This window comes from Leptospira andrefontaineae, assembly GCF_004770105.1.
Classification (GTDB): Bacteria; Spirochaetota; Leptospiria; order Leptospirales; family Leptospiraceae; genus Leptospira_B; species Leptospira_B andrefontaineae.
The window spans coordinates 197,354-212,092 of the sequence record NZ_RQEY01000012.1; the positions used below are offsets into that span (position 1 = coordinate 197,354).

At 41.2% G+C, this 14,739-nt stretch carries 15 protein-coding genes; 12 read left to right on the forward strand and 3 right to left on the reverse strand.

What is annotated here, in order from left to right; translation table 11 throughout:
• Window position 1: 1 nt before the first annotated feature.
• The 12 genes from meaB to EHO65_RS07925 all read left to right on the forward strand — a co-directional run bounded on the left by meaB (window position 2) and on the right by EHO65_RS07925 (window position 11,075).
• On the forward strand, window positions 2–1,051 hold the full coding sequence (meaB, locus tag EHO65_RS07870; protein ID WP_135773575.1) for a methylmalonyl Co-A mutase-associated GTPase MeaB: 1,050 nt from the start codon (window positions 2–4) through the stop codon (window positions 1,049–1,051).
• A gap of 308 nt (window positions 1,052–1,359) precedes the next feature.
• Window positions 1,360–1,740, forward strand: coding sequence for an LIC20211 family lipoprotein (locus EHO65_RS07875; protein WP_135773576.1), 381 nt, complete (start codon window positions 1,360–1,362; stop codon window positions 1,738–1,740).
• Window positions 1,741–1,752: 12 nt separating this feature from the next.
• Window positions 1,753–2,160 carry a hypothetical protein gene (locus tag EHO65_RS07880; RefSeq protein WP_135773577.1) on the forward strand — a complete coding sequence of 136 codons (408 nt, stop codon included), beginning with the start codon at window positions 1,753–1,755 and terminating at the stop codon, window positions 2,158–2,160.
• On the forward strand, window positions 2,157–2,498 hold the full coding sequence (locus EHO65_RS07885) for a hypothetical protein (RefSeq protein WP_135773578.1): 342 nt from the start codon (window positions 2,157–2,159) through the stop codon (window positions 2,496–2,498). Before EHO65_RS07880 ends, EHO65_RS07885 begins: the two co-directional genes overlap by 4 nt.
• Window positions 2,495–5,032 (forward strand): TonB-dependent receptor plug domain-containing protein, encoded by a 2,538-nt coding sequence (locus tag EHO65_RS07890; RefSeq protein WP_135773579.1) that lies wholly within the window; start codon window positions 2,495–2,497, stop codon window positions 5,030–5,032. The genes EHO65_RS07885 and EHO65_RS07890 overlap by 4 nt, the downstream gene beginning before the upstream one ends.
• The gene (locus EHO65_RS07895; protein ID WP_135773580.1) at window positions 5,032–5,532 is read left to right on the forward strand and encodes a hypothetical protein; all 501 of its coding nucleotides are present in this window, start codon (window positions 5,032–5,034) and stop codon (window positions 5,530–5,532) included. Before EHO65_RS07890 ends, EHO65_RS07895 begins: the two co-directional genes overlap by 1 nt.
• Before the next feature lie 79 nt (window positions 5,533–5,611).
• Entirely contained in the window at window positions 5,612–6,229 is a 618-nt protein-coding gene (locus EHO65_RS07900) for a MotA/TolQ/ExbB proton channel family protein (protein ID WP_008588785.1), read from the forward strand.
• Window positions 6,230–6,256: 27 nt separating this feature from the next.
• Window positions 6,257–6,661, forward strand: a complete 405-nt coding sequence (locus EHO65_RS07905) for an ExbD/TolR family protein (RefSeq protein WP_100710793.1) — start codon at window positions 6,257–6,259, stop codon at window positions 6,659–6,661.
• Window positions 6,662–6,670: 9 nt separating this feature from the next.
• Window positions 6,671–7,327 (forward strand): energy transducer TonB, encoded by a 657-nt coding sequence (locus tag EHO65_RS07910; RefSeq protein ID WP_086445817.1) that lies wholly within the window; start codon window positions 6,671–6,673, stop codon window positions 7,325–7,327.
• 171 nt (window positions 7,328–7,498) lie between these two features.
• Window positions 7,499–8,059, forward strand: a complete 561-nt coding sequence (locus tag EHO65_RS07915; RefSeq protein WP_244243477.1) for an SCO family protein — start codon at window positions 7,499–7,501, stop codon at window positions 8,057–8,059.
• Between the two features lie 149 nt (window positions 8,060–8,208).
• On the forward strand, window positions 8,209–8,661 hold the full coding sequence (locus tag EHO65_RS07920; protein WP_135773582.1) for an LIC_20196 family exoprotein: 453 nt from the start codon (window positions 8,209–8,211) through the stop codon (window positions 8,659–8,661).
• A gap of 11 nt (window positions 8,662–8,672) precedes the next feature.
• A complete protein-coding gene (locus EHO65_RS07925) occupies window positions 8,673–11,075 on the forward strand; it encodes a C1 family peptidase (RefSeq protein ID WP_135773583.1) in 2,403 nt (800 codons plus the stop codon).
• A gap of 404 nt (window positions 11,076–11,479) precedes the next feature.
• On the opposite strand, the gene EHO65_RS07930 is transcribed toward EHO65_RS07925, so the two are convergent.
• From EHO65_RS07930 to EHO65_RS07940, 3 genes are all read right to left on the reverse strand, one after another.
• The gene (locus tag EHO65_RS07930; protein WP_135626996.1) at window positions 11,480–12,829 is read right to left on the reverse strand and encodes an EAL domain-containing protein; all 1,350 of its coding nucleotides are present in this window, start codon (window positions 12,827–12,829) and stop codon (window positions 11,480–11,482) included.
• A gap of 78 nt (window positions 12,830–12,907) precedes the next feature.
• A complete protein-coding gene (locus EHO65_RS07935) occupies window positions 12,908–14,338 on the reverse strand; it encodes a UTP--glucose-1-phosphate uridylyltransferase (protein ID WP_135773584.1) in 1,431 nt (476 codons plus the stop codon).
• Window positions 14,326–14,733, reverse strand: a complete 408-nt coding sequence (locus EHO65_RS07940) for a hypothetical protein (RefSeq protein WP_135773585.1) — start codon at window positions 14,731–14,733, stop codon at window positions 14,326–14,328. Before EHO65_RS07940 ends, EHO65_RS07935 begins: the two co-directional genes overlap by 13 nt.
• Window positions 14,734–14,739 lie beyond the last annotated feature (6 nt).

Consider the following 14,739-nt stretch of genomic DNA (forward strand, 5'->3'; position numbering starts at 1 on the left):
TATGCCCGAGACCGAGGGAAAAGAAGAAGCCCAAATCCGAGGCTCTATCAAAAAGAAGAGCCTTCCGGATGCCGAAACTTTTTCCCAAGGAATTCTATCTGGAAATATAGTTCTATTAAGTAGAGCAATCACTTTAGTAGAGAGCACCCTACCTTCTCACCAAGAATTGGCGGAAGCTATATTAGAAAAATGTTTACCTCATTCCGGCAAAAGTATCCGAGTCGGTATCACTGGTATTCCAGGTGTAGGTAAAAGTACATTTATCGAATCCTTCGGAAATCATCTGATCGAACAAGGTAGAAAGATCGCAGTACTTGCAGTAGATCCTACATCACAATTATCTAAAGGATCCATTTTGGGGGACAAAACCAGAATGGAAATTCTTTCCCGTAAAAAAGAAGCATTCATCCGTCCTTCTCCCTCCGGAGATTCTTTAGGTGGGGTCGCACGTAAAACTAGGGAGACAATCTTCTTATGCGAGGCCGCAGGTTTTGATACCATACTTGTGGAGACCGTTGGCGTTGGACAATCGGAGACGGCGGTCAATTCCATGGTGGATATATTCCTTCTTCTTTTAATAGCTGGAGCAGGAGACGAATTGCAAGGGATCAAACGTGGGATCATGGAAATGGCGGACCTGATCGCAATTACCAAAGCGGACGGAGAAAATACTGCTAGAGCGAATCGTGCAAAAGCAGAAACAATTTCCGCAGTTCACTTTCTTCCTGCTCATGAATCAGGTATCAAAACAGAAGTTAGAACGTGCTCGGCGGTTACTGGAGAAGGGATTTCCGAGATCTGGACTGAAATTTTAAACTTCATACAAGCTATCAAAGACAAAGGTTACCTAGATAAAAAAAGAAAAGAACAGGCCAAACACTGGTTACATGAATCTGTTCAATCTATGTTGTTAGATGATTTCTTTTCTAAGTTAGGAAATGATTTCCATAAAGCAGAAGAACTTGTAACCGAAGGACTGGCAGGCTCTTATCAAACTGCTCGTAAGCTTGTGAAATATTATAAGAACGAAGATAATAACCTGGACCAATAGGTCCAGGTTATTGAAGCCCGAGACTAACTACTTATCGATAACCTAGGTTTTGGGACGGACTATAATCAAATTTAAATATCCAGCGAAACCAAACAATCACGGTTTTGTAATATAATCCCCCTCCTAAACGATGTTTGTCCCGACCACATCACTATGATTCTGGTTCCGGATGGAATTTTTTTTCTTGGAAAATATGTCTTTTGGGAGATTGATGGTGGATACAAAAGATTGAACCTCAATCGCGAAACGCCTCCGCTCTAACAAGAAATTGATCTAGACCTGAGTCGGTTATTGGAAAAGGAAAAAACATGAAACCTCGTATTTCTGGACTAGTCTTATCGATTCTGTTAGCGATATCTACCATCTCTTGCGCAACTTCTAGCGCAGGACTTGCAACTAGCACTGTTCCTGTAGCGGATAAAAAGTATAAGGTGGTTTCTCCTGTAGAAGGTACAAAATACTGGTTCACATTCGATATCGCAATTATTGGAATTCCTTTAAGCGAACCTCCTATTGATCAATTATTAGATGAATTGAAGAAGGAAAAAGAAGCGGATGCTCTAATCAATGTCCGCTATTGGACAGATAAATCCATCTTTGTATTCTTAACTGTAAACCGTCTTCATATCTCTGCAGAAGCGATCAAATTCGAAGACGAGACCTTAGATCCCAAAAAGAAAGGCCGTTAATTCTAAAACGATATGATTCTTCTCAGATCTATCATTCTGTCTTGTTTTACAATTTTTACTATATACTCATGCTCAGGTACGTTCGACAGATCCGATGTAGGAGGCAGGGTGATTAGTACGCAACTCATTGATTCTGCTACAATCATTCGTTCCAAAGATTATATGGAGTTAGGAGTTTCGAGCGGAGAAAGTTCCGTTTTCTTTTTGTTCGGACTTATTCCTGTCACCAATCCATTAAATATGGATTATGCACTTAGTGAAGCAGTTCAAAAGATCCCGGGAGGGAAAAGTTTGATCAAGGTAAAATACTGGCAAGAGACTCACCTATTCTTTCCAGTCGGTACGATAAGTGTTTTGAAAGTTAAGGGTACAGTGATCGGCTCTCCTTCTACAACTCCGAATGAGGCGGGTAAAAGATGAAAACCCGATTATTTGTATTCTGCTTCTTTTATATTTTACTAGTTGATTGTGTTCGTGAAGATACTGTTCCGCAAGGAGATGCAAACAGCCAGATCTATGCTGCAGCAGAATATCTTTCTAAAAAATGTGGAGATCCCATCCCGGCAAATTTCCCAGCTGCAATTGGAGATGTGCAGAGAAGGAACCTAGATCTTTGTAGTATCGCTATCACTAAAGCGGACTGCCCTTTCATATCCTATCCGGCAGTTTGTCTTTGGATCTATTATGATAAACCCGCGGGAGAGATCCCTTGGTATTTGAATTTTAAAGATGTATTTGTGGATCCTAAATTGCCATGAAGTTAAAAAAAGTTCTGATCAAAATCGCTTTTCTTGCGGCAATCGCTCCATTGGATCTGTTTGCAGAAGTAACCTTTAAAGCCAGGTTATTCTCCAGACAAAAAAACCAAGGGGAATCCAAGACTCAGGTTCTACTTTTTGAAACCAAAAAGATCTATAAAACAGATGCAGAAGGTTATTTCGACGCCGTAGTACCTTCTCCTGGTATTTATACTTTCCGTATCTTAAGAGTAGAAGATATGCAGGATATTAAAGGTAACGTCGAAGCCTCAGGCCAAACAGTTACTCTTTATACGGATTCAGGTTCTGACTCTTCCGTAGCATCTCCTAAGACAAAAGAGCCCAAGGGTACAATCACAGTTTCCGCAGAAAGAGATAAACCTATTCTTTCCAGGACAACGATCAAATACGAAGAGATCAAAAGAATGCCTGGAACTTTCGGGGAGCCGTTACGCGCACTCGAAACGATTCCAGGCGTGGTTCCTTCTGCAGCATTTGGTGGTGGAGCAAACAATTATGTGATCCGGGGTTCCGATCCGAACTCAAACTTATATTTAGTGGATGATCTTCCTATCCTCTATCCATTCCACTTTGATGGATTGAGCGCTGTGGTAAACGCAAACCTCATCAAATCGATCGACGTGTATACTGGTGTATTCCCTTCGAATTTTAATAACGCATTGGGCGGGGTCATTCATATTGATACAGTGGACAAGGTAGACAAGTCTCAGAAAAACCTGATCATCTCCGCTTGGTCCAGTAGTGTCAGTTATATGAGCCCTACTTTCGGTGGAAAAGGTTATCTGATCGCTTCCGCTCGTGTAGGATACTTGGATAGATTTGTACAAGGTTTAACTTCTGCATTAGGCGCTGACTTTCCGGAAGGTTTAAGACTTCCGAGGTTCGTGGACTCTCAGGTAAAGTTTGTTCATAATTTTAATGAACATCACCAGTTCTCTTTTCATTCTTTTTATTCTAAAGATGATTTCGCAGCGAATCTTCCTGCTAAATACCAGAACGACCCTGCCAATGATGCGACTGCTGCATTTGCAGGTGCAAGTATTTCCTCGGGACAAGGATTTAGAACACAAGCGTTACGTTATACTTGGAAGCCAATCAATACATTCTCGAATCGAGTAACACTTATCAGTTATGATCCGTTCACGGACTTTAACGTTTCATTCGGTTCTATTCAAGGAAAGAATAGAGCAAGCGGTGCGTATAACGGCGTGCGTCAGGATGCTTTCTGGGATCCGAATAAATATTTTAGCGCTGAGTTCGGAACAGAATACAGATTATTAAATTATTATTCTACCGGTTCCAGTATCATACAATCAGATCCGAATAATTTAAGTCCGAATCCTTATGATACTCAAAGCCCTGACTTCACTACTATCCCCACGGATATCAAAGCGAAAGGATCATATTATAACGGTTATCTAACTACTAAGATTAAACTCGGCGGTCTACAGATCGAACCGGGAATGAGATACGATTATATTCCTTACGTGAACAATAGCGCATTCGGTCCGAGAGCCCAGGCTTCCTATAAGTTCGGACAAGGAACTACCATCTTCGGAGGTGGGGGAAATTTCTTCCGCTTCCCTCTGGATACTAGATTCAATAAGGATAGTGGGAACCCGCATTTAGATTTCGAAAAAGTATTCAAATACGGTGGTGGTATCGAACAACTTCTGGCAGGAGATTATCAGATCAAAGGGGAGATCTTTAAACAAGAATACTCCGACTTGATTGTAGACGATCCTTATATCACTGACCCGATCGGGACAAATCCGGACCCATATGGTAGGATCGCTCAACCTTATATCGCAAACAAGAAACTGAATTATTCGAATAGCGGAACCGGTTGGTCTAGAGGTTACGAATTAGTACTTCGTAAGAACTCCCGCCCAGGAACCAGGAACTGGTTTGGTTGGATTACCTACACTTGGTCCCAAACATTCAGAAATAATAATATATTCACTCCTGATCCGGGCTCGGCTCCTTTAAGTGCGCAGGAAACCCAGATCGCAGCGGAGTTTTATAAGAATTCTAAAGAGACATTATACGACTACGACAGGACCCACGTGATCAATATGGTCTTCGGTTGGAGATGGAGCCAAGAGTGGCAGTTCGGTGCCAGATGGTCCTACTTGACCAGCAGGCCATTTACACCTATTGTAGGGGATGACGGGGGAAGGTTTAGTAACCCGGCAAACGGCCAAACCTATTGGGTGCCTCAATATGCCAATAACCCTGCCCTCGGAGAATATATCAATAGTCGTAGGTTAAAGCCTTATCATCGACTTGACATTCGTTTCGATAGATTTTTCAATTATGAATGGGGGTATGTAAATACCTTCCTGGAGATAGTAAACGTATACCTAAGGGAGAACGTAGGTGGAGAGGATTTCGATAATACGAAACCTTATTCCAAAACGAACCCAAGTCCTAGCCCGACATTCGGAACAATTCCTTTGCCAGGTGGTGTGATCATTCCGTTCTTCAACGTGGGTATCGAGGTTAAGTTCTAATGAACATCCGGAGTATTAGAAAAGGAACTACACACTGGCTCGGATTATTCTCAGCCCTAGTTATATTCTCATACTGTTCCCAATATTCTCCGGAAGCTTCGAACGAAAGTACGCTTGTCTTACAATCTCTCTTAAATTATTCCGCAAATCCATCCGCAGCTTGTAAGTCTTCCATGCAAGAAGCAGAAGATTGTTTAAAAACTTCCTTCGATCTAAGCGGAACGGAAGAAGCTGAAATTTCCGGATTATTCTCCGGAGGAACTGCAAAGAGTTACGAATCTTATTGCGGCCAATTATTGGCGCAAGAACAGATGTCTAGTTTAGATTCGAAAACCCAAGAATGTATCTTCAATTGTAATGAGGCATATTGGTCCAGGGTCGGATCTGAAAACGATTGTAGTGGAGAAGGTTCCGAAATCCTAATTTCTAATTCCGGAATAGAAACCCTCAATTGTGTCAGAAATTGCAAAGAACTTTATTCGTCAGAACCAGAACTTTAAGTCCGAAATTTCGGAACAAAAACAGAATGACTGGGATCGTATCAGACAAAAAAACAGAAATTAAGAAGGAACTAATAAAATGAGTTTTGAAAATGCTATTGGGTACATGGAAACGGCGATCTTCGTGATCATGGCGATCGCAAGTGTTCTTGCAGTAGCCGTTGTAGTAGAAAGAGCGATCATATTCGTTAAAAATACGAAAGACTCCGCCTTCGTATTACCTGAAATCATCCAAACCGCAAGAAAGGGAGATCTTTCCGGAGCTCCTAAATTTTCAGAAAATTATCCGGAGAATGTTTACGCAAGATTCGCTGACTTCTCCTCCGAACATTCCAAAGGTGGAAAAGAAAGCCTGGGTGAATTGATGGAAGGAAAGATGATCGGAGAAAGAGTCGGTTTCGAAACTAGACTTTCTATTTTAAACACTTTGGGAAACAACGCTCCATTTATCGGACTGTTAGGAACAGTATTCGGAGTCATCAGTGCATTCTATAAATTAGGAACTTTGGGGAATGCAGCTGGAGAAGTAGTAATGAGAACTATTTCACAAGCACTACTTGCAACTGCGGTAGGTCTTGCTGTCGCGATTCCAGTGGTTATGGCAAATAACTACTTCACCAGAAAATTGAAAATCATCCAATCCAATCTGGAAATTCTTTCCAAAGAATTTTTAGCAAGCCTGTCTCGGAAAGGTTAAACCGAGGATTTCTAGAAAGGAGAATTTATGGCAGGTCAAAGTTCTTCCGGCGACGGAGAAGAAATCGGCAGTATCAATATTACTCCGATGGTGGACGTTATTTTAGTTCTTTTAGTAATCTTCATGGTTACCGCGAACTTCTTAAAAAAAGAATCCATCAATATCAATCTTCCTAAAGCGGATGCGGTGGATGCGAATCTAGCCAAAACCGTTCAGGTAGCATTATCTAAAGATGGAAAAATTTTCTTAGAAGGAAATGAAACAGATTTCCCGAGACTCGAAGCTCAATTGCAGAGAGAGACTAAGATCCGTCCAAATATGAGGATCACGTTATCCGCTGATTCTTCCCTTCCATACGGAAAAATAGCAGAAACTATGGGAAAGATCAAAAAAGCGGGCGTGCACCAAATCGCATTATCCGTTAAAAGGTGATCCGGAGAAATGAATCCTACTCTGGAAAAAGTAAAAACTGATGTAATCCAAAAACTCAAAGAACTTTCTCTTTGGGAGATTTGTGTTTATGGTTCTCTTGCTTTTCACCTATTTCTGTTTTTAACCTACTACTACATCACTCATAAAGAAAAGGAATTCGTAGATTCCGAACAATTGGAGATGAACGTAGAAGTAGATATCCAAGATATTCCTCCAGAATTACTCGGTGGAGAAACTTCTCCTACTCATAAAGATCCAAACGAATGGGTAGAAGGTGCCAACGAAGAAGGAAAAGATCCAGACCCGAACGAGATCAAAGAGAATGAGATCAGCGGAGAAGGTACTGATAAAGACGGATTCTTATTCGCTTTTTATGGAGACAAGGCCCCTACTCCGATCATCGATTTTTCATTGAGAGATTATTTTCCAGAGAATGCTCGCGCACAAGGTATTTCCGATGCGATGATCTACTTGGAAGTGCAGGTAGATGAAAAAGGAAATCTGATCAATGCGAAGGTAATCAAATCTTCTATTCGCGGATACGGTTTCGAAGAAGCCGCAGTTAAAGTAATCCGATTAGCTCGTTGGAGCCCCGGTTATGCGAAAGGAAGACCTACTCGTATGAACCATAGAGTGCCTGTCCATTTCGAACTGGACGATAACTAATCTCGACGTTTCAAACCGCCTAAATATTTCCATATTTTACACAATGGAAATATTTTTCTGAATAAGATTCCTTATATATTCAAGGCTATATTCTAAGAATATAGCTGCGGATTTCCGCTTAGTTTTCGTCCATTGTAACTAGAGATGGAATCCGGGGCTTGGAAATTTTTTATGACCGGCGTAATTGCCAGTTTGATCATCGTATTCTTCTTTTCTCATTCCAATACTGGAATGATCCAAGCCGAGAAGGATGTCCCGGAAGAAACCTTAATTCTCGCGGATAAACAAGAGAGCGTTTCAATCCAATCTATATTCTTTGGAAAACAAAACTTCTTATATTTCGGATCTTTAGACTCTTCTAAAAACGATCTGGATCAAGTGGAGAAATTCGTCCAGTGGTTTGATAAATCCGCGCCGGGTGATTCCCAATTTGTATTTATCAGTTTAACTCCAGAAAAAGACGAGCAGAAAGATCTACAAGATAGATTCGGCAGACTAAGTGAGAAGATACTTTTACTAAAACCTGCAAGCTCAAGTGCAGCATTGGAGTTAGCCAGATCATTCGGGATCCAAGCTTATATCCAACCTGACAGCGGAGATATGAAATATAAGACCGCACTAATCTGGGTGGACGATTCTCCCAAGATCAGAGGTATCTTTCCTAAAATTCCGGAAAAACCGGATTCAATAGATCTGCCTTCTCTACTCGTCCGAGCAAAAGAAGTTCCCTAAAATCCTTTAAAATACCATCTCTAGTAAAGTATTTCCCAAAAATTGGAATATCCTAAACCCCATTTAGAAAGGAAAATTCTTGAAAAAGGCCCCAGATCGGAAGTAAAGTGGAAAGCCGCGTTAACAAATTGTTTCCGGAGTTATTCCAAATGCAAAAACGTTTCGTATCGGTCGTATTCGTACTGATCCTATTATTCATCACGCCAATTTCAGCATTAACACCACCGCCCAGTCTGGAATCTCAGGTGAATTCTTCCAACTTTATCGCTTTGGCAAAACTTTCCAATGTGAAAGAAAGTAAGATCTCTTCTAATTCTATTTCAGTCACTGCAAGTGTAGAAATCCTAAAATCCTTAAAAGGAGGAAAGGAACTCCCTCAAAAATTCGATATCGCATTTTTGATCTTTCCGGAGTTATTCGGAAAATGGTTGAAGGCGGCCCCTCAAGAGGGAGAATATATACTTTTTCTAATTAAGAAAAAAGTAAAGGATAGCAAAGGTGTCGAATCCGAGGTGATCGGACTTTACGAACCACACCCTTACGCTTTCCGAGAATACAACAAACAGCTAGAAGAAAACATTTTATCTTTAATTAAGAACTAAAGGACAAATAGATGAAACTGAATTCACGTTTATTATCCGCTCTATTACTTTTACTATCTACGGGCAGCCTATTCTCCCAAACACCTCCCGGCTTGGGAATGAAACAAGAACCGGCGGAACTTTTAGCGTCTTTCAAAGAAGCTAATCCGAACAGGATCTCTCATAGAGGACTTTCTTCTTCTGTAGATCTATCACGGTACATGCCTCCTGTAGGAGACCAAGGACAACAGAGTTCTTGTGTGGCTTGGTCCACTGCTTATGCCACTAAATCCTTCCAGGAATATATGGAAAGGAAGGACAGAGGTTGGAAACTAAGCGATTCTTCCGGAACGCCAAACTATTCTAACATATTCTCACCTGCATTTATCTATAACCAGATCAATGGAGGAAGGGATAACGGCTCTTTGATCTCGGATGCGATGCGTCTTGTTGTGGAAAAAGGGGCCGCTCCTTGGTCTTCTATGCCTTATAACGAAAGAGATTATCTAGCTCGCCCCCCTCAAGACGCTTTTAATGTGGCATCTTCTTATAAGGCAAAAGAGTTTTTAAGGATTAGGCAAACAGATCCTAACGAATTGAAAAACCAACTTGCACTCGGAAGGCCTGTCGTGGCAGGGATTCTAGTTTATGAAAACTTTATGAACCTAAAAGGAAAAGAAGTTTATAAAGAAGGGGTCGGAAAAACCTACGGCGGACATGCGATCGCGATCGTAGGGTACGACGATTCAAAAGGTGTATTTAAATTTATTAACTCTTGGTCCACTCAATGGGGAGATGATGGTTACGGGTATATCGATTATAGATGGTTCACCAAGGTTTGCCAATCCGCTTTCGTTCTTGTAGATGATGTTGCGCCTACAACTACTACGAACACAACAACCACTACTACACCTGCAACAGATGTGAAACCGGTTCCTCCTGAAAAAGTAAAACCGACTGCTCCTAAAGAAATCGCAGCGACTCAAGGTTCTTTTTCAGATAAAGTAGTTTTAACCTGGGCATCTGTCCCACTTGCGATCGGATACGAGATCCACAGAAAAGGACCGGGAGATTCTTCTTTTTCTAAAGTTGGACTTTCCCAAACCAACGGATTTACCGACGACGGGATCCAAAAGGATATCGCTTACTCTTATAAGGTCGCAACTCTAACCGATACTGATTCTTCCGATCTGTCCGATGGAGAAGCAATCGGTTATGCAAAAACAGAAGAAGCGAAAGCTCCTCCTAAAGTTGTAGGAGTTAAAGCAAGCCAAGGACAATATCCGAATAAGATCGATCTAGTTTGGGAATCTATAAGTGGGGTTTCAGATTACTACGTATATAAATGGAACTCCATCCAGAAAAAATATCTCTCCGTTGGAAGAGTGAAAAATACCAACTATACCGACAACGCCGCTGCTAAGAACGGAGTAACTGAATTTTATGTAATCTCTGCGATCAGTAATGGTAAAACCGGAGATGCTTCCGATGCAGCGTCAGGGTTTACCTTGAAGTCAGAGGCCAAACCGCCGAAACCTTTCGGGCTTACCGCTACAAAAGGATTATATAATAGTAAAATAGAAGTACAATGGCAGAAGGTTTCAGGTGCTTCTAAATATCTGGTCTATCGTTATGATGTGAGTGGATTATTCGGCGGCGGCGCTTGGTCAAAAATCGGAGAAGAAGCAAAAGAAGCATTCATTGACGAAAAGTTAAATGGGCAATATGCATTTTATGCTGTGGCCGCAGTGAATAAGGACGGGCAATCCGGACCATTCTCCGATTATGCTTATGGATACATAGATCCGAATAAGCATAGAGCGGCAAAACTTCCTAGTCCTGCAAATCTAAAGGGAGCACTCGATACCAAAACGGGAAAAATTTCCTTAAAATGGGACTCCGTAAAAGGAGCCAACGAATACTATGTGTATCGTAAAAAAAGAGGGGCTTCCTCTTGGGATTTCGTTTCCGGAACCAATGAAAAGACTACAAACTTTACTGCGGATGTGCCTGAAAAAGAAATTTTGTATTTATACTCAGTAACTTCCAAAACAGATTTGGGTGGAGAAAGTGATAAGGCGAGTCCCGTTTCCGCAGTCCTTTCCCAAGCAAAACCTGCAAAGGTAATGCGTTCCTTCGGAGGAGATTCTAGTTTAGAAAAGTTTAAAGGACCTTGGACTGCTATGTCTTGGGACGGTTCCAAAGGTGTGAACCAAGTTCTTCTGGAAATTGAAAGCCAAGACAATGTGAACTACGTTGTGAAGTTCAATAAGCAGAAAATTTTCGAAGGAAGATACGTAGAGAATAGCCCGATCATCGACAAAGAAGGTAAGTTCCGAATTGAGATCGAGAATGCTGGAGATGCTCTGCAGGTGACTCTAAAAGATAATGGGATTATCAATCAAAAGGCGACATTGAATTTCTTGAAAGAGTAGCCGCGGCAGCGATGCGAAGATCTTTAGTCCCGGGCTTCGCCCGGGATGAGCGATAGCGAAATCGTAGCAGCGCGACCCGAGCCAAGCGAGGCGGGCCGCCCAATCTTTTTGTTGGAATTCCAACATGAGAAATCAGTAAAAGATCTACTTGATTTTTTATGAATTTGTGATATGGAAGCTGTTGTCGAGCGGGTACCACCGCACCGGCCCCCCTTCGCAGCGACAATAGGAGCGAGAAGACGACCAGCTTTGCTGAGTCGGTGACCGAGAAAGTCGAGGTCAAACGAGACCTTCGACCAAATCAACACCCTCCGTTCCATCGAAGACTTTTTGCGGGTACCACCGTACCGGCCCCCACCCAGAACAAGGGTGGGGAAACCCAACCCCGTTGGAATTCCTACAAACTAAAACAGATCTACTTCTTTAGCTAGAACGAAAATATTTCCCACTTCTTTCAATCTTTGGGTAAGCTCAGGCGAACTCAGGACCTTAGTAACGGCCGTTTCTGGAAGTTTTTGCATTTCTTTAAAACGTTCTTGGTAGTCTTGGATCCAGATCTTTTTACAGAACAGATTGGCTTGGAAATAATATACTTGGTGAGTGATGAGGAAGTTTAAGGAATCAATATCTTCCAAAGCTTCTGCAGTGATGATCGCTTCCCTGTTATCGGAAAGTCTTCTGCAATAATCTATGAATGCAAGATTGTCCAAGAACTTAGTTAAATCCTGGTCCGCTTTGAATTTAAAACTGATCGGGTCCAATTTAAATTCTTTGATCATCTCTCCTAAATCCAAAACAACTTGGTGACTCTGGCTCTTTACCCCGAAGTCATCCGCAGCAAAACTGATCCCGAAATTCCAGAATCTTCTACATACAGACTTAAGAGTTGCCTCCCCTTCTTCGTAAGGTTTTTCGATCAGCTCCATACGAACATTTTGAGGATTCAGGTTTTGTTTCAGAAGAAGTTCATGAAAGCGGGTAACCTTCTCGTCCGTATCGAATGTATCGATTAAAGTCTGAGGAGAAATATTAAATTTTAGAAGTCCGGGAGAACCGTTACAGGACATGATCAATTTCTCTAAGATCAGAAGTTCTATCCTATTCAGATCTTGGTCATGAGGAATATCCCGGATTAGATCCGCGTAACCTGCGTAAGCTTCTCCTCCCACAAAAACTTCTCCACCTTTCATGGAGAATGTATGGTCCCTATGATTATAATGAATGATCGGCTGGATAACCGCGTCCGCACGTTCGCTTGCGAAATAATCGTTTACACGATTGAGATAAGTCCAACTCCAACGAACCAAATTATCTTTAAGATTCTTTAAAGAAGAAGTTTCCAACTCTCTGAAGATTTCTTCGACATAGGAAATAAAATTACACTGGGTTCTTCCGATCCCGAAATCAAAATTGAGAGCTCCGGTCCGGATCGCTTGGTCATGGAACCTTCCCATGGCTGCATCAAAATTAGCAAGACTGACTGGTCCTGAATTGTCTAAAGGTGCAACTCCGATCAGTAGGTTCTTTTTATCACCATAGGCATAATAACGAAATAATTCACGATGGGAAGGTTCTATGTCTGAGATCCTTTGAGGGATCAATTGTATGAATTCTACTAGGGAAACTGTGGAAATATTTTGAAATCTGAGGAGGAAGATTGGCTTTCCACGATTTTCATTAATGAATACCGTCTTAAACTGTTCCAGATCCCCCATATCGAAGGATCTTAATTTTAAGTTATAAGCATCGGTCATTTCGTTTGCGACATTAATCGGCATAGGATAGGCTTACAACTCGAAAGCCCGTGGACTGGATTTTAAACGACTGTTGTTTTATGTAAAGCGGAAACGTAAACTATCGTTCGAGATTCGATCCACACCTAATTCGGACAATTTTCTTTGCCCTGGTCCGGGGTTTACCAATATAACATCTCCTTCTAGAATTACTTTCTTATCAAACAAAATATCTCCTTCTACTTTCAAGGAGGTGCAGCGCACTAAAGAAGGAATGGCTTGTATACGATCAGTAAAATCTCTTACCTTCTTGTAATATGTTTCATCCAATGAGATAACTAATTCTCCGAGGCCTGCCTTCTTTCTTTCTTCCGACATAGTAACGGAGAAGTCCGGATTTAAAGAATAGGCATCAGAACGCCTGACTAGATAGTCTTCGCATTTTTTTACGGGAGCAAAACGATCTCTTGGAATGATGAGACCTTTCGTATTGGAGAAGTTTTGGATGGCAGATCCCATCGCAGTCTCTAATTGTAGGACCTCCTTCCCTTCTACCTTTTTGGGATTTACGATCAATGATAGTTTGAAAGAACCTTCGAGTAACTTTTCTTTTAGCACATCTAATCTGATCCAAAGATTATTAGTGGAGAATGTTCTAAATTTACCTAATCCCTCGAACTCATGCATATGATCTGAAGGCACCTGAGCGGTTTCTAATAATTGTAAGTTCTTTTTTTCTCCGCCAACGATCCTTCTGAAAATTGCTCCACCTTTTTTGTCAGCGAGTGTTTTAGGAGTCATCTCCATGCAGAAGTCCAGGTTCTCTTTCAGAATATATTCTAATATTCCAGGATGAACAGTTGCGCCTAGATTATCTCCGTTAGAAACGAATGCTACCTTGTATCCATTTTCTAAAAGTCGATCTAATAGTCCTGTTTCCAAAAGAGTGAACCAGATATCCCCATGGCCAGGAGGACACCATTCTTCTGAATTTCCTTTAGAAATTTCCAGAGGTTTTAGTTCAGGAACGACTAGTCTTGGCACCTTATGTTGTAAGAAACTTGTGGGATAATTTTGTGAGAATTTGATCTTTTTAAGCTCTTCTTGGCTTTCATCCTGGGTGCTAAAACTATCCATCAGGATGAGAGGAACTTCTAAATTATATTTTTGTCGGATGTATTCTACCTGCTTGCAGACCACTTCTAAGAAGCTCATTCCATCCTTGATCTCTATTAAAGATTTCGGTCCGGAAAGCCCCATGCTGGTCCCAAGGCCTCCATTCAATTTGATCACTACTAATTCTTTCAAAAATTTAGGATCACCTGGATATTCTGATTCTATCTTTTCTAAAGAGATCTCGTCTTTGCTCGGGTCCAGATCCCCGACTTCTTCCCATTTTACGATCCCTGTTTCTCCATTGCGGACTTCTTGGATCTTGGAGATAAAATCGGAAATGAACTCTCGAGAAAGTCCTTCTCCTAACATTTTTTCCGTAACTAATTTTTCAGATTCTGTGATCATCGAATCCATCTTATAATTCCTTTCGCATCGTATATTTCGTCAAACTCGCCCAATTCAATCGTATATTTTTCTTCTTTGGAAGAAGGATCATAAATCAGTTTTAGTTTTACTTCTCTTCCGCTATCGTTCTTTTTCACTGGCTTCTCATTCTGCTCCATATACAAAGGAAGGAAGACTATATAAGAATAAATATACACTGATCTTTTGGAATTTTTCCTATAATACAAGACCCCTTTTTCTGCAAGATCTCGTTTTAGGATCTTTGTATAAGGTACCGGAAAAGTCTTGTTCCAAGTGACAAGAAGTGTCTTGTCCATCTCGGAATGTTTAGGCACCTCAGAATACAAATTGGTTACGGAAAAAAGAAAAATACCTAATACCAGGAAACGAAAGATGACTCTCATAAACTT

Excerpts from the sequence above, each read along its gene's own strand:
- EHO65_RS07880 (WP_135773577.1), top strand. The coding sequence starts at position 1,753 with ATGATTCTTCTCAGATCTATCATTCTGTCTTGTTTTACAATTTTTACT.
- EHO65_RS07940 (WP_135773585.1), bottom strand. The coding sequence starts at position 14,733 with ATGAGAGTCATCTTTCGTTTCCTGGTATTAGGTATTTTTCTTTTTTCC.
- EHO65_RS07890 (WP_135773579.1), top strand. The coding sequence starts at position 2,495 with ATGAAGTTAAAAAAAGTTCTGATCAAAATCGCTTTTCTTGCGGCAATC.
- EHO65_RS07925 (WP_135773583.1), top strand. The coding sequence starts at position 8,673 with ATGAAACTGAATTCACGTTTATTATCCGCTCTATTACTTTTACTATCT.
- EHO65_RS07875 (WP_135773576.1), top strand. The coding sequence starts at position 1,360 with ATGAAACCTCGTATTTCTGGACTAGTCTTATCGATTCTGTTAGCGATA.
- meaB (WP_135773575.1), top strand. The coding sequence starts at position 2 with ATGCCCGAGACCGAGGGAAAAGAAGAAGCCCAAATCCGAGGCTCTATC.
- EHO65_RS07915 (WP_244243477.1), top strand. The coding sequence starts at position 7,499 with ATGACCGGCGTAATTGCCAGTTTGATCATCGTATTCTTCTTTTCTCAT.
- EHO65_RS07885 (WP_135773578.1), top strand. The coding sequence starts at position 2,157 with ATGAAAACCCGATTATTTGTATTCTGCTTCTTTTATATTTTACTAGTT.
- EHO65_RS07935 (WP_135773584.1), bottom strand. The coding sequence starts at position 14,338 with ATGGATTCGATGATCACAGAATCTGAAAAATTAGTTACGGAAAAAATG.
- EHO65_RS07895 (WP_135773580.1), top strand. The coding sequence starts at position 5,032 with ATGAACATCCGGAGTATTAGAAAAGGAACTACACACTGGCTCGGATTA.
- EHO65_RS07905 (WP_100710793.1), top strand. The coding sequence starts at position 6,257 with ATGGCAGGTCAAAGTTCTTCCGGCGACGGAGAAGAAATCGGCAGTATC.
- EHO65_RS07920 (WP_135773582.1), top strand. The coding sequence starts at position 8,209 with ATGCAAAAACGTTTCGTATCGGTCGTATTCGTACTGATCCTATTATTC.
- EHO65_RS07900 (WP_008588785.1), top strand. The coding sequence starts at position 5,612 with ATGAGTTTTGAAAATGCTATTGGGTACATGGAAACGGCGATCTTCGTG.
- EHO65_RS07910 (WP_086445817.1), top strand. The coding sequence starts at position 6,671 with ATGAATCCTACTCTGGAAAAAGTAAAAACTGATGTAATCCAAAAACTC.
- EHO65_RS07930 (WP_135626996.1), bottom strand. The coding sequence starts at position 12,829 with ATGACCGATGCTTATAACTTAAAATTAAGATCCTTCGATATGGGGGAT.